Below are 16,746 nucleotides of genomic sequence, written 5' to 3' on the forward strand. Positions count from 1 at the left end.
TTTCGAACGCTGTGTCCAAAATTATGTAATAAAAACGCTTCCAACGATATTTTACCACTGTTTGCAATTTGATTCTACCTTGATTGTTCACAAAATAGTAAAAAACCTTTATAAAAAACAAAAAATTTAATCATTCGAAAAAACAAACGCCAAAAAGCATAGGATTAAGGGCTATCCTATGCTTTTATGAAGCAGTTTTTTCAGCAGCGGATACAAAACATCCGGTAGCTGATCAACATCCGGGACAAATATACTGAATTTTCCGTACATATCCTGAATCGTCTTCATTTGCGATTCTTCTATTTCTGAGTTGGAGAGAAAAACATTTATCACTTCTATTCCTCTTTTTCGGGCTTCGATAACCGCCTCACTTGTATCGACGATCCCATTTTGTTCGTAGCCAAATGCGGCCGGCTCTCCATCTGAGAAAACAATTAAGAACTTTTGCGCCTCGCTGCGATGCAGCATTTTTTTCGTCATCTGCCTAATTGCGTACCCGTCACGGTTATCTTCTTCTGGCTCAAGCTGCATAATGGCCGGTCCAGACTCTTGTCTTAATGATGATTGGAAGGGAATAACCGTATTGAAATAGTTTGGCTGGCTTGTTTCGGTTGCATCATTTGTGTCCTCCCAGAACCCGACAATCTGATGCGGAACCGCTACCGATTTCAGCGCTTCGTGAAACAGCACGATTCCTCGTTTTGTTTCGTCCATTTTGTCGAACATGCTGGCTGAACAATCGACCAGCAATGTAAAAACTGCATCGATTTCTGAAGATGGTTCTTGCTTTTTGTAGAACAGGCGCGGATTTCGCTCAGTGAAGTAGCGAAGAAGCTTATTGTTCAGTCTCCCGGCATGAAGGTCTGTTCTCGGCAATGTTTTTTTATGTTCAAGCGTTTTTTGAATCATTTGTTTCAAACGCTTTTGATACGATTCAATCGTTTTTGCCTGCTGTTTATAAGAAAGCTCTTCTTCACTGGTTGCCGGCTGCGGTTCTTTATAAATTGGAAATGCATATTTATTTTCTTTGCCGTCAGCCATACCCGCTCCGTTCGGCTGGTCTTTTTGAGACTCCAGCGCTTCCAGCTTGGAATAGTCTTTCCGTTTCGTTTGTCTGGCTGATCCTTGAACAGAGCCAAGGGCCTGATCTCCATCGTCGCCTTCCCTTGAAGCATCTTTTCCTAAATCTGATTTTGCGCCGTGTTCAATATCAAATTGAAGGAAGCTTTTAGACGGTGCTTCTGTTTCCCTGTGCCATGTCGGCATTTCTTCTTCATGGATATCCTCATCACCGTCTGATTGTTTTGGAAGCGTGACGTCATCACTCAGCTTCGGCGCTTTTTTCTCTTCTTCAAATAAAGGCTGTTCTGCAGCTTTTGCGTAGTCAAGCTCAGGCAAAAAGAAGTAGGTGTTCAACATGTCTTTATCGAGCACCTCTTCAAGTCCGTCCATGAGGTCCTCAACAATTTTCAGAACCTGCCGTGTCGAATCTGCTTCATACACACGCAAGAGCTGCTGCTCAATAAACGGGCGCATCAGATCGATATCTTCACGCATGGATGGAAGGGTCTCGAGCGGCGATTCCGCTGTGAGCTTGACATAGATCGCGCAAAAGAGCGCATCGGTAAAAATGCTTCGTTCCAAATTTAAGGTCAGCTGGGTTGAGAAATGTTTTCTGTACATGTCTTTTCGCTTCGCAAATACATGTTTCGTACCCGGACGCTCACGTTTGATGCATTCTTCGATCCTAATGTCTTCAAGCAGCATAAAGAGCTGCTTGGCAAAACTTTTAAAGGTGAGATGACGATGGATATCATTCAAAAAGTTCGCAAACTCATGCAGCGAGCTATATCTTGTTCCGACTGAACGCAGGTAGACGTCGCTTTTCAGACCCGCTTCCATGTCCTCAGCTGCCCTGTCTTTCCAAAAGTGGCTCATATAGATTTTCTTTTCAAATGGATTGTAATAGGACTGAACGCCATACTCCACTTCTACCGCTTCACTCTTGGTGAGTGTTTTGGCCAAATCAGTCAGCATCATAAATAAAAATGAATCAATCGTGCTGTCGTTAAATTTGATAAATTTCATCGCAGCCCCCTCATTCAAATAGAGTTTCTGCAATATTTCGGACGGCCGCTTTTTCCCGATCATCATCAAGCTTTTCTACAATTCCCCGCTCAATGGCACGACGCGGCGGAATATAAGCAGCTAAATCACATGTATCGATTAAAGCTCTGATGGATGCCGCTTCTTCAGACACCTGTCCGTTATTGGCCTGAACGATCAAGTCAGAGGAAAGCGTGATAAATCTGTCAATCAATTTCTCGTCTTTCAGGGCTGACTGAGACATGAGCACTTGTTTCAGCAGCTCGCCTTTAATATAAGGCACATCAATGATGACAAAACGGTTTTTCAACGCTTCATTCAGAGGAACAGTTCCGACATAGCCTTCATTGATGGCTGCAATGACTCCGAAACCGCTTTTAGCCCGTATGACCTCGCCTGTAAACGGATTTGTCATCATTTTTCTGTAATCTAATACACCGTTTAAAATAGGCAGTGTTTCCGGCTTCGCCATATTGATTTCATCTATATAAAGAAAATGGCCTTCCTTCATTGCCTTTGTAACAGGTCCTGAAACAAACTCGATTGTCGCCTGGCCAGATTGATTTTCAATCGTTTTATAACCGACCAATGCCTCAGCATCCAAGTCGACTGAACAGTTGACGCTGTGCATCGGTTTATGAAAATAGCTGGACAATGTTTCTGCCAACTTTGTTTTTCCTGAACCTGTAGGCCCTTTCAGCAGGACATTTTTCCCCATGGCTAATGCAATAATGGCGTCAAATAGAATGGCTTCATCCTCCGCCTCATAGCCTGATGTTCCTATAAGCGATTGAAACTCCGGGGAAATAGGCTGCTCTTTATATGATAAAAGCTTTTGTTGTATATCTTCCGGCAATGTTAAGTGCTGTAGTTGAGTTGTCATAGACAGATTCCCTTTCCTATTCATATTCCATTAACGAGTATACTAAAAAAGCCCCTGTATGCTCAATACAAAAGGGCTTGGATGATATTACTGCTTCTCGTTATTTCCCAAAAGGGCTCCGCAGACAATACGCGCACCGGAATTGCCGCTTGGGTTTGTCAGATAATCGTCCGCTTGTTCATGAATAATAAATGCACTTCCGTCCTCGTCGAGAATATTTAGTTTACTTCCTTTTTTCAGTGAAGTGTCAGGCGCATTCATTATGACATCTACCTTTCCATCAGCACCGACTTCAAGGTTCGGCAGATCTCCGGCATGATGCCCCATCGGATTATTGAAGCCGTGTTCTTTGTTCAGTGGATTAAAGGGACCGCCCGCTGATTCAAAATCCGGCCTGACACAAGAACCTTTCTCATAAATATGAAAACCGAGAGAAGCACCTGGACGCAGGCTGTTTGCGGAAATATGAATATCGAGGCCTTCATCATCTGATTCTTTGATCTCTATAAAGCCGACTGCTTTCCCTTCACGATTGACCAACTGGACATGATGACCAAACGCTGACGTTTCAACCACTTTTTTTTCCGGCACCCGGTTAGGAGGGTCTGGAGGTTTTTTTTGTCCGCATCCGGCAACTCCCAGTGCCGTCAGCATCATCAACAGCAAGAGACGGTACATACTGTCTCCCCCTTGTTTTTTCTAACAGTGTGGTCAATCATTGTCTGGTATAAACAAAAAAGCCTATAAAAGGCTTTTTGTCATACTCATTTTTAAAAATAACTTCTTGCGCCCAAGTACCGCTGTTTCCAATACGAATTGCTGAGATTGGAAATGTCGACGCCCGATGAGCTTGCATGAATAAAATCACCGCCGCCTAGATAAATCCCCATGTGAGACGGGCCGGATTTATATGTGGTAAAGAAGACAAAGTCTCCTACTGACGGCTGGCTGACTTTCTGCATGACATTCCAATACCCTGCCGTACTCAATCTTGATATAGATGATACATTATTAATGAGGTAATAAATGAAGCCGCTGCAATCAAAACCGGCAGGCGTGTTTCCGCCCCATCGGTAAGGCACTCCGACATATTTTTTCGCTTCCGTTATCATTCTGTCAATCTTCGAACCTATTTGAATGTTTGACCCTGAGTTATCTTTTGGCTTTGTTGGCTTTGTCGGATTTGAAGGATTAGATTTTGATGCTCCCGAAATAGTCAGAACCTGCCCGATTTGCAGCACATCCGATGATAAATTGTTTTTATCACGGATGCTTTGGACAGTGACTCCGAGCCGATTTGCAATTTTCCACAGTGAATCGCCTGCTTTTACCTTGTACGTCGTTGTTTTTGAGGGATTGGAGTTTGACGGCTTTTTGGAACCGCTGTTTCCGTTCTTAGGTGAACTGCTTCCTTTTATTTTGAGCACCTGTTTAGGATAAAGTGTATCTGATGTTAAGCCATTTAAGGTTTTTAATTCGGCTACAGTCATATTTAAGCTGTTTGCGATTTTCCACAGTGAGTCACCAAGCTTGACCGTATATGTACTTTTTGAAGAACCTGAAGAATTGGAACCGCTGTTTTTCTTTGATCCATTTGATCCGCTTGAACTGCTTGTCCCTTTGATCTTAAGCTTTTGCCCCGGACGAATCAGGTCACTGCTCAGGCTGTTTAAGCTTTTAAGCTCAGAAACACTCATTTTATGATTTTTAGCAATCATCCATAGGGAATCACCATATGCAACTGTGTATGTTGATGTTTTGCTTGAGTTAGATGGGGATGTCGTGCTTTTTTTGCTGCTTTCAGGAACCTTAAGGCTTTGTCCGACATAAAGCACCGTTGATTTCAATTTGTTTTCGGATTTCAGAGCTGATATTGTCGTATCATACTGGCGGGAAAGTTTCCAAAGAGAGTCACCGCTTTTTACTTTTATCGTTTTTGCTTCCGCGGGTGCTGCGGCCATCGACGACCCAACAACTGCAGAAACAGCCAAGCCGGCTACAATCTTCTTTTTCATTCATTCAACCTCCTAAACTGTTTTTTTGTAAAAACAGCTAGTATTTTGTTTCCAAAAATGGCACACAACTGTTTTATCGTCAATTTTTCAGCAAGTTAAACCCTTTTCAAACATTTGGCGCAGCATTTTCAGCATCGTTCGACCTTTAAACCTTCAAATAAACATCTAACATTTTACATAAGCACGATATGTTTTTCGAAAGTCTAAGGAACTATTTAAGTGAGGGTAAAAATGATGGTTTTCTATCGATGAACGAAGCAGTTTCTCCTCCTTTCTTGTCTATTTTTCTAATCAATTCTCTATCGGCGTGTCAAATCCCTCTTATGAAATGGCAAAAAGCCTGTTCTTTCGATAAGAACAGGCTTTTACACTATGCATTTGCTGATTGAGTTTTTTGTTTTACAGCTTCAAGAATGCTGTCGGCTGCTTTTTTAGAGCCGCCTGCCGCTTTCAGTGATTGTCCAATTTCTTTTGCCTTTTCAGCATACGAACGATTATTCATTACTTCTTGTATCGTCTCTTTCAGTAGGCTTTCAGACAATTCTTCCTTTTTAATTACTTTTCCTGCGCCGACTTTTTCTACCTGATCTGCGACAACAAATTGGTCGCCTCCCATCGGAATGACAACGAGCGGGGTTTCAAAATACAAACCTTCACTTGTGCTGTTCATTCCGCCGTGTGTCACAAATAAGCTGGCTCTTTTCAAGATCTCAAGCTGAGGGACATACGGGCGTACAATGAAATTCTCCGGAATGTCGTTTAACTCACTTGTTTTAATATGCTTGCCGATGGAAAGCACAACTTTACCGTCAAAGTCCTTACACACTTCAAGGCATTGATTAAAAAACTGCTTTTGATTATTAAAAATGGTTCCCATTGAAATAAACAGCACGTTTTCATTGTCAATCTGATCAAATGGGAAATCATTGTTTCCGGCTCTTTCTGTAATGGAAGGACCGACAAATACATATCGCTCGCCAAATTGCTCAGCCAGTGGCTGAAATCCCCTTGATGTAAAGACGATTGTCAAGTCACCATCAGCTAAAAAAACATCAAATGGCTTCTTGATCTCTGCTTGAAAATCAGCATTTAACGTTTCTGCAAGCTGCTGGTATGATTCATAATGAGGCGAATCTTCAAGTGATCCTTTCATGTACGCTCCCATCATTTCCTTCGCAAATTCCTCATTCATCGCAAAGGTTGTACACAATGAAAATCTTGGCAGCTTCAGCATGTTGGCAATGACTTTACCCGCGAGAAGATGGTGATCATATATGACATAATCATACGATTCATGTTTAACTTCCTCATAAATATGAGTCGCGATATCCTTACAGGCTTTCAAAAAAGCGCAGAGCATTTCTGTGAAATCTCTTTCTTCATCGCCGGTTGCGTTTTTCCCGAAGTAATCTCCTCTGAAATCATGATACTCACGAAACTCTATATCAAGAGCTGTGATTTTTTCTTTATATTCCTTCACTGCGTAGTACGTAATGTTTTCTCCCCGGGATTTCAGCTCCTTCATCACACCGATAGAGGGATTAATATGCCCTTCACCGGGAAAACCGATCATTAATACATTAGCCATGCGACAGCACCCTTCCTTTGAAAATTTATGTAATATTTTATACGGTACTATAAATACATAAACAGGTAAAGTATTTCACTTAATTAATATTCATTACATATAACTTTTCTACCAGTTTATATTTCCTGTCTTCAAGACAAAAAGCATTCAGCTTGAAGCGAATGCTTTAATAAAGATACGAATTCAGTCATTTTGTCTCATGATAGGATTCTTAATCAGGCCCTTTTTATTATTTTTACGTTCTTGGTGAAATTAACGGATATAATACACCGTCTTTGGCAAACGACATCTTCCCTGTTTCCTCTGAAACCACGAGCACCAGTGCATCCGTATAGCCCGACATACCGAGAGCCGCCCGGTGCCGGGTTCCCAAATGGATATCCACTTCCTTCGTCGTCAGCGGGAGCACATTGGCTGCTGACACGAGTTTGTTTTCCCTCACTAATAAAGCGCCGTCATGAAGAGGGTTTCCGGGAAAAAAGATGCTTTCAATTAATGAAGAGCTGATCTCGGCGTGTAGGGAGGTGCCTTTTTGAATAAAACGTTCAACCGGGTCTGCTCTTTCAATCACAATTAAAGCTCCATGCTTATGTTCCGATAAGGCTTTAATCGCCTTGGCCAGCTCAATAAATGCCGGCGTAAATTCCTCAATGTATGATTGCAAATAAAAGGAGGATGCAATCCCCTGCATGTCCTGAAAAACGTGCCCCAAATCATCTAATTCACAAAGGAGACACTGGTCTTTTTCGTGAAGCGTTTTCAAGATTAGAGATGCATCACCTAATATTTGCTCTAAGTACACCTGTATTTTCCCCTTGAACGCATTTTCTGATATCTGCTCATAGCGCATAGCCTTCATCTCCTGTTCAAATTTCCAACTTTTCACGAATGCTTATCTTATTGATGCACATTCTATTGGTAAAGGAGGGATGTAAAGAATGGAAATCGAAAGAATCATTCAGTATATTTGCACCTTTTTAGGCGTGATTTCGCTTTCTTTTATTTATGCCCAAATGTTTAGAAAAACGAAACCGACAAAAAAAGAATAGGCCCGGCGTTCATTGCTTTTTATACATAAAATGTTATAATTTCTCTCGTTATGAAAAAGAAACGGAGATCAATGTATGAAAGAAACTCAAAACGCCCGGGAAAAAATCAAACAGCTCTTGCACATTTTAATACCGATATTCATTACCCAAGCGGGGCTTTCTCTGATCACTTTTCTAGATACTGTGATGTCAGGGAAAGTCAGCCCCGCTGATTTAGCTGGTGTCGCCATTGGCTCAAGCCTTTGGACCCCTGTTTACACAGGACTTGCAGGTATATTAATGGCGGTCACCCCGATTGTCGCTCAGTTATTAGGTGCAGAGAAAAAACAGAAGATTCCCTTTACTGTTTTACAAGCTGTATACGTAGCCGCGCTTCTTAGCATCGCCGTTTTAGTGATTGGATATGCTGCAGTTGACCTTATTCTTGGCCGATTGAACCTTGATATTCACGTGCATCAGATTGCTAAACACTTTTTAGGCTTTTTATCACTGGGAATTTTCCCTTTATTTGTTTACACCGTGTTGAGATCATTCATCGACTCATTAGGAAAAACGAGAGTCACCATGATGATTACACTCAGTTCTCTTCCAATCAATTTTGTATTGAATTATGTATTTATCTTCGGGAAGTTCGGAATGCCGGCACTTGGAGGTGTAGGCGCGGGACTGGCATCCGCGTTAACTTACTGGTGTATCTGCATCATCAGTTTTTTCATTATTCATAAAAACGCACCGTTTTCTGAATACGGGATTTTTCTTACCATGTATAAGTTCTCTTGGAAAGCATGCAAAAATTTGCTCAAAATCGGGCTGCCTATTGGGTTCGCCGTGTTTTTTGAAACGAGCATTTTCGCAGCTGTCACGCTTCTAATGAGCCATTTTCATACAGTGACCATCGCGTCCCACCAGGCAGCCATGAATTTTGCGTCTCTTTTATATATGCTGCCGCTTAGCGTGTCCATGGCTCTAACAATTGTTGTCGGATTTGAAGCGGGTGCAGCCCGTTTTAAGGATGCACGCTCATATAGCTTAATCGGCATCATGATGGCGATCGGCTTTTCTTTGTTCACTGCCGCCTGTATCCTTTTATTCAGAGAGCAAATTGCGGGCATGTACACTTCTGACCCCGATGTGCTCCGGCTGACACAGCACTTTTTAATTTATGCGCTATTTTTTCAGCTTTCCGATGCTGTTGCCGCACCGATCCAGGGAGCACTCAGAGGGTACAAAGATGTGAACTATACGCTTGCGGCCGCTTTTGTCTCTTACTGGGTCATTGGCCTTCCGGTCGGTTATATGGTCGGTACGTTTACAAGCCTCGGTGCATTCGGCTATTGGATTGGATTAATAGCGGGACTCGCCGCCGGAGCAGTTGGGCTGTTTTTCAGGCTGGCAAAACTGCAAAAACGTTATTCGCAAAAACAACATATTTAAAAGAGGTGATCAATCATGGCAAAAAACAAAAAATTATTCGAGTATCTTTCCCAGCATGCGGAAACCATCAGTTCAACATGGTATGAAACAATCGAGGAGACTGATCCCAATTCCATTTATGCCTCAACAGACCCTGTTGTCATTCACAATTTAAAGAGCCAGAATCTTGCCTTTAACTATAAAATAAACCGTATTTTTATAGATGATGAGGACATATACTTGCCTATACTGAAAGAATGGGCCTTTGAAGTCACACAGGATCAAGAGCATTTAAAAACTCCTATCCACTATATTATTCGGGAGTTTGTCAGAGTGAGAGATTTATATGTTTCTTATGTGAAAGAATTTGTCCATCTCAATCAGGATACTGTGAAAAGCGAAGAAGCCGAAGACCTGTATCACGCCCTTATAAAAGCGTTTGATCTTGTGATTCATATTTTTATAGAAGAAATGTACAAAAACACAAGCCTTCAGCTTCAGGCCCAAAAAGATATGATTACTGAATTGAGCGCTCCGGTCATCGTGCTGTTTCACAGCGTCGGACTGCTGCCTTTAATCGGAGATATTGATACAGTCCGCGCCAAGCTGATTATGGAAAACACACTGCATCAATGTGCGAAAAAAAAGGTGACACAACTGTATATTGATTTGTCAGGAGTAGCTGTGATTGATACGATGGTTGCCCATCAGCTGTTCAGTCTGATTGAGGCGCTTCGTTTAATCGGTGTTTCTTCAACTTTGTCTGGAATCCGTCCGGAAATCGCGCAAACAGCGGTTCAGCTAGGTTTGTCTTTCGAAGGTATTTCCTTGAGATCCACTCTCGCTTCAGCAATTGCATCGGACTTAAAATTAAAAAAGGTATAAGGCTTAAGGCCTTATACCTTTTTGATTAATCATTCCATTGATACGTCCAATATATTTCTTCTTCAAACCATGTTGCCATAACAGGTTCATTATTTTTCAATTTCTCTTCAAGCTCTCTGAGCATGCCTTCTGTTTGTGTGCGGTGAGCTCTTAACGCATTCATTTTAATATCAGCTACTTCTTTGATATCAAGCACGACATCAGCTTCGCCGAGAACCTCTTCTCTGTTGCGGGTAATGGCCATGCAGATTGTACGCGGACGGTCTTCTTTCTTTTTGCGGTATAATGCACGGATAACCGCTTCCCCGCATGCATCATGGTCAGGGTGCACACCGTGTCCGGGATAAAATGTGACAATTAAACTTGGTTTTACATCATCTATGATCTCTTCCATGATATCAGCTAAATACTCATCATCTTCAAATTCGAGCGTTTTGTCACGGAGTCCAAGCATACGAAGGTCATTGATATCCATTTCTTTGCAGGCATTGATGAGCTCTTGTTTTCTTAATAGCGGCAACGTTTCCCGATTCGCGAAAAATGGATCGCCCATATTTCTGCCCATTTCACCTAAAGTGGCGCAGGCATACGTAACGGGAATGTCTTTTTTTCTGTTTAAGGCAATGAGGCCTGCCACTCCATATGATTCATCATCAGGGTGAGGCAGGATTACTAGTACATGTTCTTTCATTATTATTCACCCTTTTCTTTAAACTGTGAACGGTTTTTCGCTGATTTGCAGAGAAATAGCCAGTTTACCGCCCGGCAGATGTCCCGCCATTAATAAACGGTTTTCTTCATCTACCGTGTATTCAGTCAAGCCTTCAGCATAAATCCAGCCTTCTTCTGTTTTCAAGCCAACGCGGTAAGGCCCGTTGCCTTTGATTTTTGCCTGATGATAAGTGACTTTTGCATTGCGGATATACGCAACAACCGTCATGTTCTTTTCATTTAAATGCGCTGAATAAGAACCTGTGGTGGTTTCTAAATGGATATATACAGGGCGGTCCGCATATCGTTCTAAAGATGCTTGCACATCTTCTTTTATGATCGCTTTCATGATTGCTCCCCTCTTTCTTCTTTTAAATACTCTGCACGTTCTGTATGTAATTTGACCAGCTGATATTTCACAGCCGGTTCGAGCTGTGAATTCACAATGCGCTGAATCGCGGCAAAATATTTTTCCAGCATCGGTTTTCGGAGTCTTGGATGTGTTCGTTTATCCAAGAGCTCAAGATCAATCGCCTCTGCTACCGCTTCTGCGTCATCATGTGCGAGAGATCGGTTATTCCAAAGTGAAGCATAGGCTTTCACTATCTCTTTATCATTGTCCATCGTCTTGCTCCTTTATGTCTTACATACATGAAATGATTATACATAATATATGCATCAGCTGAAAAGCCAAAGGCCTCAATGGCTTTTTGACGCCCGTTTCCACTTCACTTGTGAAAACGTAAACAAGATCAGCGCAGCCCATATACAGCTGAATGTAAAAGCCTTCGAGCTTGAAAATGGCTCATTGTAAACAAACAGCCCGATCAGAAGGGTAATGGTCGGCGCAATATATTGTAAGATACCGACTTGATACAGTGGCAGCCGTTTCGCTCCTTCCGCAAACAATAAGAGCGGCAAAGCCGTAAACACACCGGCCAAAAAGAGAAGCAGCCACGTCCCTCCGCTTTCTGCACCCGCTGGCTGAACATGTCCGCTGAACAGCAAATACCCCAATGCAATGGGCATAATCATGAATGTTTCCAGCGTTAAGCCAATGGCGCTCGGCAGGCTTGTTCTTTTTTTGCTTAACCCGTACAGCCCAAAGCTGAATGCGAGCAGAAGCGCAACATAAGGAATGGAGCCGTATTGGAACGCCGAGATGATGACACCGGCTGCCGCAATCGAAACGGCCACTAATTGCAGGCGATTCAGTTTTTCCTTTAAAAATAAAATCCCAAGGAGCACTGATACAAGCGGATTAATGTAATAGCCAAGACTAGCCTCAAGCAAAAAGCCATGGTTGACAGCCCATATGTATACAAACCAGTTGATCGAAATCAGGATAGAAGCAAGAAATAAAGAGAGGATCCCTCCGTTCTTTTTCAGAGAGCGCAACTCCTGCCATCCTATTTTCCATTGCCGCAAGAAAAAAAGTACGATACACATAAAAACAAAAGACCATATAATACGATGAGCCAAAATATCAAGAGCCGGCAGCTGTTCGAGAAGCTTCCAATAGAGCGGAAACAGGCCCCACATGATAAAGGAAACGGCTGTGTAAATAACGCCTTTTTTTGTTTCTGAATATTGCATTTATATCCCTGCCTTTCTTTAGAGCATCTTATATTATATCACGTGAAAGATCTGGCGGGCATATACTATTTTGTCCGTGAAGAAAGGATGTGAAGACAATGTTTGAGTGGAACAAGTACTTTCCTTTCCACAATCAATTTTCTAAAGAAGCATTAAAAAAAGCTGATCCGAAAGAAGTTGAAACGTATGTCAATCGTGTGATGGAAAGTGTGTTCGGCAGTGATTATGCGGCTCAATTTCCTTTCCGCGATCCTCTCCCCCAAAAAGAACATCCCGCCAAACCTGATGCAAAACCTGATGTCAAACCTGATATTGATATATTCGAAACAGCAGACCATGTGTTTGTAAAGGTGCCAATCAGCGAAGAATGGCTGGAACAAGTGAGAATCAAACACACATCTCACGAATTATGGTTGGAAAACTTCCCAAGAGCAGATCATCCGAAAAAAGTAAATCTTCCTTGTTTAGTCAAACGCAAAGGAACAAAAGCCGTCTATAAGGATGGCCTTCTGGAAGTCATGTTTCAAAAACAGCAAGACTACAATATGTCCGAGGTAGAAATCATCCGATAAAAAACGGCCTGCAATCGATGCAGGCCGTTTTTTATTAATAGAAGCCGGGATATCCCCCGTATGGCACGCCGGCACCAAAACCGTACGGTCCGCCTCCGTATCCATAAGGGCCAGGAGGATAGGCATAGGGACGAGAATAGTTAAACAGCGCACTCCCGAGAAAACCGCCTAATAAACCGCCGACTAGAGGAGCGCCAAACAAAAAAGGACTACGCGCCGGATATCCGGCTGGACCTGGGATTCCGCGTAAATACGAATGATGAGGGTACATGATTTTTTCCTCCTTTATGTCTGCCTATACGTAAAGTATTCAGCAAGGAAGAAAAACGATTGGGCTACGGACTGTCTATGATTGTTACATCACAAGCCCTGCCAATAACACACAGCCGAGCCCTGTAACCGAAAGAACTGTTGTAAGCAGCGTCCAGGTTTGAAATGTTTCTTTCATGCTCAAGCCGAAAAATTCCTTTACCATCCAAAATCCTGCATCATTTACATGACACGCAATGACACTGCCGGCTCCTGTTGCAAGCACCATTAACGCGGGGTTTACACTGCCAGCCTCCATAAGCGGAGCTGCCATTCCCGCTGTGGTAAGCGCAGCCACGGTAGCAGAGCCTAGACACAGACGCAAAACCGCGGCGATGGTCCATGCAACGAATAGCGGCGACATGTTTGTTTGACGGAAAAAATCAGCGACATAATCGCCGACCCCGCCGTCAATCAGCACCTGTTTAAACGCTCCTCCCCCTCCTATGATGAGCAGCATCATCGCAATTTGCGAAATTGATTCTGAAATAGATCTGCTGATTTCCTGCATAGGTATTTTACGGGCATATCCCATCGTATAGAGTGCAAGCAACAGCGAAATGAGGATTGCCGTTCCCGGAGTGCCGATAAATTCTATAATGTCTTTTCCTTTTGAATGTTCATTCAATAATAAAGAAAAAACTGTTGCCATTGCCATAAAGATAACCGGGAATAAAGACGTGACCGCACTGATCGCAAAGCCCGGTGTTTCATCCAGCTGAAATTCTTTCCTTGGTCCTAACCCCGATAAGTTTCCATGCTTTTGATACGCACCAGGAAACCGTTTCATCGCAAATTTATTAAATAAAGGCCCGGCAATCACAGTTGTCGGAACAGCGATGATGATTCCAAAAAGCAGCACCTGGCCAATATGGGCACCGTATGCAACTGAGATAGCAGTTGGAGCAGGATGCGGGGGCAAAAATCCGTGAGTAACATTTAAGGCGGCGGCCATCGGGATTCCCAGATACAGAAAAGGCATTTTTAATTCTTTAGCAATCGCGTAAACAATCGGTATCAACAGAACAAGACCCACTTCAAAAAACAGCGCAATACCGATGATAAAAGAGGCAACCACAACCGCCGCCTGTATTCGTTTCCTCCCGAATTTGTCAATCAGCGTAATGGCAATCCGGTAGCCGCCCCCAGCATCTGAGACAAGCCTCCCAAGCATCGCGCCAAGTCCAAACACTAAAGCTAAATGCCCCAGCTGCCCGCCAATTCCAGTCTCAATTGAAAGAACAATTTTATTGATATCCATTCCAAGTCCGATGGCTACTAAAAATGAAACGACAATCAGTGAGACAAAGGTATTTAATTTTACTTTAATAATGAGAAATAACAGAATCAGCACTCCGACAGCTACAATTAAAATCGGCATGGTACCCCTCCAAAAGTGTTTTATATGATTCTCGCGACAATGTTTTGGCGCTTTTCATGCCTAGACGAACAGAAAACGCTTTCATTTATAAATAACAACGTCTTGGTTATATGATTGTTATCTTTTGATCAACTAATATGTTCATACTAATCTCCTAATCAATGACTGTCAATCGTTTTTATGAGCTTGTCTCGATTATCTACCGCCTAACCTATGATTCATTAGTTATATGTTGATTAACTTTTGGTTATATGTTATGTTTTTTAAAGTTGACTGCCAATCATTATATCTCTCCATTGTCTGAAAGCAAACGAGACAATATGAGAACAGACGGATAACAACTTCACAAGAGGAGGAGTACACATGCCATTATTGCGTTTTGATGTAATTGAAGGCCGTGACGAAAAATCGCTGCAATTGTTATTAGATACTGCTCACCAAGCGATGGTTGAAGCGTTTGGTGTTCCGGAAAGAGACCGTTATCAAATTGTCCATCAGCATCCCGCAAACGAGCTTATAATCCAGGATACGGGATTAGGGTTTCAGAGAACCAAGGATATGGTCATCATTAGCATGACAAGCAAAGCAAGAACCGAAAGCCAAAAGGAAAAATTGTATGCTCTGCTTGCTGAAAGGCTAGAAGAAAAATGCGGAATTTCCCCTGAAGACCTCATGGTATCTATTACTGAGAATGGTGACGCAGACTGGAGTTTCGGTCTCGGTGAGGCGCAATTTTTGAATGGAAAACTATAAGATTTCGTCACCCCACAAAAAAAGAAGAGAGAGCTCCAAAGAAGCTCTCTCTTTTTTCATAAATGCGGAAGTCATCAGTATAGAAGCATCCAGCAATACGAAAAACCTGGATCTCCTTTTAGATCCGGTTTAAATGCCAATTGGAAGCTGACTTTGGCCGAAAATATAAAATTTTGCTGATTTGCATAATAAGATACATCATAATCACCATTTACAACAGGTTGGATGCTATAACTTATTGATCATTTCCATGAACATGACACTTTTGCCAATCCGGAAATGTCAGTCTGACAAATATAAAAAGTCATGTAAACGGGTGTGAACCGTACTTACATGACTCACCATGGAAACAAAGGCTCTTTTTCAGGTGCCGCTTTCCTTATTTCTCTTCTTCACACACTGTGTCACCAGGCTCGCAAAATTGATCGGCCCATGCCTGCATTTCTTGAAATACAGCTTGAAGCGCTGTTCCTTTTTCAGTTAGCGTGTAGATGACTTTGACCGGCGTTTCAGGGAGAACCTGCCGTTCGACAATCTCGTTTTGTTCAAGCTCCTTCAAGCGCTCTGCCAACATTTTTTGGCTGATCATCGGTATTGTTTCCGTTATCTCTTTAAACCGTTTCGGCCCATCCATTAGCACATGGATGATCAGACCGTTCCATCGTTTTCCCAGCAATGAGAATGCGGATTCCATTTTAGGGCACATCGTATTTCCCACAAGTCTTCATCCCTTCATCTATTGATTGACATGTATTCAATGATCCATTACAATAATCTTTCAAGTTACATTTAGTAAGCTTCTAACTTTTCTATTATCATACCACGTTTATCCGAAGGAGGAAACACTATGACGAATACTCTGGATGTTTTAAAAGCACGTGCATCTGTAAAGGAATATGATACAAATGCCCCGATCTCTAAGGAGGAGCTGACTGAGCTATTAGACCTTGCCACTAAAGCGCCTTCCGCTTGGAACCTTCAGCATTGGCATTTTACAGTATTCCACAGCGATGAATCAAAAGCGGAGCTTCTTCCTGTAGCTTATAATCAAAAACAAATCGTTGAGTCTTCTGCTGTTGTTGCCATTTTAGGCGATTTAAAGGCAAATGAAAACGGTGAAGAAGTTTATGCTGAATTAGCAAGCCAAGGCTATATTACGGATGAAATCAAACAAACATTGCTCGGCCAAATCAACGGTGCTTACCAAAGCGAGCAATTCGCACGTGATTCCGCTTTCTTAAATGCTTCTTTAGCTGCTATGCAGCTTATGATTGCCGCAAAAGCAAAAGGTTATGACACTTGCGCAATCGGCGGATTTAACAAAGAGCAGTTCCAAAAGCAATTTGATATCAGTGAGCGCTATGTTCCGGTTATGCTTATTTCAATCGGCAAAGCAGTGAAGCCTGCGCATCAAAGCAACCGTCTGCCGCTTTCAAAAGTATCAACTTGGCTGTAAGGATATGAAAAACCTTAGTCCGAAATCCG

General features: G+C 42.4%; 18 protein-coding genes. 5 read left to right on the forward strand and 13 right to left on the reverse strand.

Annotation, left to right across the window (positions count from 1 at the left end; all coding sequences use genetic code 11):
• Positions 1-171: 171 nt before the first annotated feature.
• The 6 genes from NSQ16_RS10560 to cdaS form a co-directional block, all read right to left on the reverse strand.
• Positions 172-2,088, reverse strand: a complete 1,917-nt coding sequence (locus tag NSQ16_RS10560) for a nitric oxide reductase activation protein NorD (protein WP_088326282.1) — start codon at positions 2,086-2,088, stop codon at positions 172-174.
• A gap of 10 nt (positions 2,089-2,098) precedes the next feature.
• Positions 2,099-3,013 carry a MoxR family ATPase gene (locus tag NSQ16_RS10565; RefSeq protein WP_010886530.1) on the reverse strand — a complete coding sequence of 305 codons (915 nt, stop codon included), beginning with the start codon at positions 3,011-3,013 and terminating at the stop codon, positions 2,099-2,101.
• A gap of 63 nt (positions 3,014-3,076) precedes the next feature.
• A complete protein-coding gene (locus NSQ16_RS10570) occupies positions 3,077-3,667 on the reverse strand; it encodes a superoxide dismutase family protein (RefSeq protein WP_015251895.1) in 591 nt (196 codons plus the stop codon).
• Positions 3,668-3,759: 92 nt separating this feature from the next.
• Positions 3,760-5,004, reverse strand: coding sequence for a D-gamma-glutamyl-meso-diaminopimelic acid endopeptidase CwlS (cwlS, locus tag NSQ16_RS10575; RefSeq protein WP_004399265.1), 1,245 nt, complete (start codon positions 5,002-5,004; stop codon positions 3,760-3,762).
• 370 nt (positions 5,005-5,374) lie between these two features.
• A complete protein-coding gene (locus NSQ16_RS10580; protein ID WP_004399256.1) occupies positions 5,375-6,592 on the reverse strand; it encodes a macrolide family glycosyltransferase in 1,218 nt (405 codons plus the stop codon).
• Between the two features lie 235 nt (positions 6,593-6,827).
• The gene (cdaS, locus tag NSQ16_RS10585) at positions 6,828-7,451 is read right to left on the reverse strand and encodes a cyclic di-AMP synthase CdaS (RefSeq protein ID WP_010886531.1); all 624 of its coding nucleotides are present in this window, start codon (positions 7,449-7,451) and stop codon (positions 6,828-6,830) included.
• Between the two features lie 265 nt (positions 7,452-7,716).
• Between cdaS and NSQ16_RS10590 the strand changes: the two genes are divergently transcribed.
• The gene (locus NSQ16_RS10590) at positions 7,717-9,075 is read left to right on the forward strand and encodes an MATE family efflux transporter (protein WP_003231218.1); all 1,359 of its coding nucleotides are present in this window, start codon (positions 7,717-7,719) and stop codon (positions 9,073-9,075) included.
• A 15-nt stretch (positions 9,076-9,090) separates the two neighbouring features.
• Positions 9,091-9,939: an RsbT co-antagonist RsbRC gene (rsbRC, locus tag NSQ16_RS10595; RefSeq protein WP_085187497.1), complete on the forward strand. Its 849-nt coding sequence runs from the start codon at positions 9,091-9,093 to the stop codon at positions 9,937-9,939.
• Positions 9,940-9,964: 25 nt separating this feature from the next.
• Here the strand turns inward: rsbRC and bshB2 are convergent, their stop codons facing one another.
• The 4 genes from bshB2 to rarD all read right to left on the reverse strand — a co-directional run bounded on the left by bshB2 (position 9,965) and on the right by rarD (position 12,246).
• Complete coding sequence (gene bshB2, locus NSQ16_RS10600) at positions 9,965-10,630, reverse strand: bacillithiol biosynthesis deacetylase BshB2 (protein ID WP_003231215.1); 666 nt, start codon at positions 10,628-10,630, stop codon at positions 9,965-9,967.
• 18 nt (positions 10,631-10,648) lie between these two features.
• The gene (locus NSQ16_RS10605; protein WP_003231213.1) at positions 10,649-10,999 is read right to left on the reverse strand and encodes a YojF family protein; all 351 of its coding nucleotides are present in this window, start codon (positions 10,997-10,999) and stop codon (positions 10,649-10,651) included.
• A complete protein-coding gene (locus tag NSQ16_RS10610) occupies positions 10,996-11,274 on the reverse strand; it encodes a hypothetical protein (RefSeq protein ID WP_003231211.1) in 279 nt (92 codons plus the stop codon). Before NSQ16_RS10610 ends, NSQ16_RS10605 begins: the two co-directional genes overlap by 4 nt.
• A 75-nt stretch (positions 11,275-11,349) precedes the next feature.
• Positions 11,350-12,246: an EamA family transporter RarD gene (rarD, locus tag NSQ16_RS10615; protein WP_021481479.1), complete on the reverse strand. Its 897-nt coding sequence runs from the start codon at positions 12,244-12,246 to the stop codon at positions 11,350-11,352.
• A 98-nt stretch (positions 12,247-12,344) separates the two neighbouring features.
• Here rarD and gerT point away from each other — a divergent pair, with 98 nt between their 5' ends.
• A complete protein-coding gene (gerT, locus tag NSQ16_RS10620; protein ID WP_024573595.1) occupies positions 12,345-12,818 on the forward strand; it encodes a spore germination protein GerT in 474 nt (157 codons plus the stop codon).
• 34 nt (positions 12,819-12,852) lie between these two features.
• Here gerT and NSQ16_RS10625 read toward each other — a convergent pair whose 3' ends face one another.
• Both NSQ16_RS10625 and NSQ16_RS10630 read right to left on the reverse strand, forming a co-directional pair.
• Positions 12,853-13,089: a hypothetical protein gene (locus tag NSQ16_RS10625; RefSeq protein ID WP_004399366.1), complete on the reverse strand. Its 237-nt coding sequence runs from the start codon at positions 13,087-13,089 to the stop codon at positions 12,853-12,855.
• Positions 13,090-13,173: 84 nt separating this feature from the next.
• Positions 13,174-14,508: a gluconate:H+ symporter gene (locus tag NSQ16_RS10630; RefSeq protein ID WP_327836945.1), complete on the reverse strand. Its 1,335-nt coding sequence runs from the start codon at positions 14,506-14,508 to the stop codon at positions 13,174-13,176.
• A gap of 363 nt (positions 14,509-14,871) precedes the next feature.
• Here NSQ16_RS10630 and NSQ16_RS10635 point away from each other — a divergent pair, with 363 nt between their 5' ends.
• Complete coding sequence (locus tag NSQ16_RS10635; RefSeq protein ID WP_021481482.1) at positions 14,872-15,261, forward strand: tautomerase family protein; 390 nt, start codon at positions 14,872-14,874, stop codon at positions 15,259-15,261.
• A gap of 379 nt (positions 15,262-15,640) precedes the next feature.
• On the opposite strand, the gene yodB is transcribed toward NSQ16_RS10635, so the two are convergent.
• Complete coding sequence (yodB, locus tag NSQ16_RS10640) at positions 15,641-15,979, reverse strand: transcriptional regulator YodB (protein WP_004399427.1); 339 nt, start codon at positions 15,977-15,979, stop codon at positions 15,641-15,643.
• A 129-nt stretch (positions 15,980-16,108) separates the two neighbouring features.
• On the opposite strand from yodB, the gene NSQ16_RS10645 reads away from it, so the two are divergent.
• Positions 16,109-16,717 carry a nitroreductase family protein gene (locus tag NSQ16_RS10645; RefSeq protein ID WP_003231196.1) on the forward strand — a complete coding sequence of 203 codons (609 nt, stop codon included), beginning with the start codon at positions 16,109-16,111 and terminating at the stop codon, positions 16,715-16,717.
• Positions 16,718-16,746: the final 29 nt, after the last annotated feature.

This window comes from Bacillus sp. PS108 (genome assembly GCF_037963335.1).
GTDB classification, from domain to species: domain Bacteria; phylum Bacillota; class Bacilli; order Bacillales; family Bacillaceae; genus Bacillus; species Bacillus subtilis.

Excerpts from the sequence above, each read along its gene's own strand:
- NSQ16_RS10560 (WP_088326282.1), bottom strand. The coding sequence starts at position 2,088 with ATGAAATTTATCAAATTTAACGACAGCACGATTGATTCATTTTTATTT.
- NSQ16_RS10565 (WP_010886530.1), bottom strand. The coding sequence starts at position 3,013 with ATGAATAGGAAAGGGAATCTGTCTATGACAACTCAACTACAGCACTTA.
- NSQ16_RS10570 (WP_015251895.1), bottom strand. The coding sequence starts at position 3,667 with ATGTACCGTCTCTTGCTGTTGATGATGCTGACGGCACTGGGAGTTGCC.
- cwlS (WP_004399265.1), bottom strand. The coding sequence starts at position 5,004 with ATGAAAAAGAAGATTGTAGCCGGCTTGGCTGTTTCTGCAGTTGTTGGG.
- NSQ16_RS10580 (WP_004399256.1), bottom strand. The coding sequence starts at position 6,592 with ATGGCTAATGTATTAATGATCGGTTTTCCCGGTGAAGGGCATATTAAT.
- cdaS (WP_010886531.1), bottom strand. The coding sequence starts at position 7,451 with ATGAAGGCTATGCGCTATGAGCAGATATCAGAAAATGCGTTCAAGGGG.
- NSQ16_RS10590 (WP_003231218.1), top strand. The coding sequence starts at position 7,717 with ATGAAAGAAACTCAAAACGCCCGGGAAAAAATCAAACAGCTCTTGCAC.
- rsbRC (WP_085187497.1), top strand. The coding sequence starts at position 9,091 with ATGGCAAAAAACAAAAAATTATTCGAGTATCTTTCCCAGCATGCGGAA.
- bshB2 (WP_003231215.1), bottom strand. The coding sequence starts at position 10,630 with ATGAAAGAACATGTACTAGTAATCCTGCCTCACCCTGATGATGAATCA.
- NSQ16_RS10605 (WP_003231213.1), bottom strand. The coding sequence starts at position 10,999 with ATGAAAGCGATCATAAAAGAAGATGTGCAAGCATCTTTAGAACGATAT.
- NSQ16_RS10610 (WP_003231211.1), bottom strand. The coding sequence starts at position 11,274 with ATGGACAATGATAAAGAGATAGTGAAAGCCTATGCTTCACTTTGGAAT.
- rarD (WP_021481479.1), bottom strand. The coding sequence starts at position 12,246 with ATGCAATATTCAGAAACAAAAAAAGGCGTTATTTACACAGCCGTTTCC.
- gerT (WP_024573595.1), top strand. The coding sequence starts at position 12,345 with ATGTTTGAGTGGAACAAGTACTTTCCTTTCCACAATCAATTTTCTAAA.
- NSQ16_RS10625 (WP_004399366.1), bottom strand. The coding sequence starts at position 13,089 with ATGTACCCTCATCATTCGTATTTACGCGGAATCCCAGGTCCAGCCGGA.
- NSQ16_RS10630 (WP_327836945.1), bottom strand. The coding sequence starts at position 14,508 with ATGCCGATTTTAATTGTAGCTGTCGGAGTGCTGATTCTGTTATTTCTC.
- NSQ16_RS10635 (WP_021481482.1), top strand. The coding sequence starts at position 14,872 with ATGCCATTATTGCGTTTTGATGTAATTGAAGGCCGTGACGAAAAATCG.
- NSQ16_RS10645 (WP_003231196.1), top strand. The coding sequence starts at position 16,109 with ATGACGAATACTCTGGATGTTTTAAAAGCACGTGCATCTGTAAAGGAA.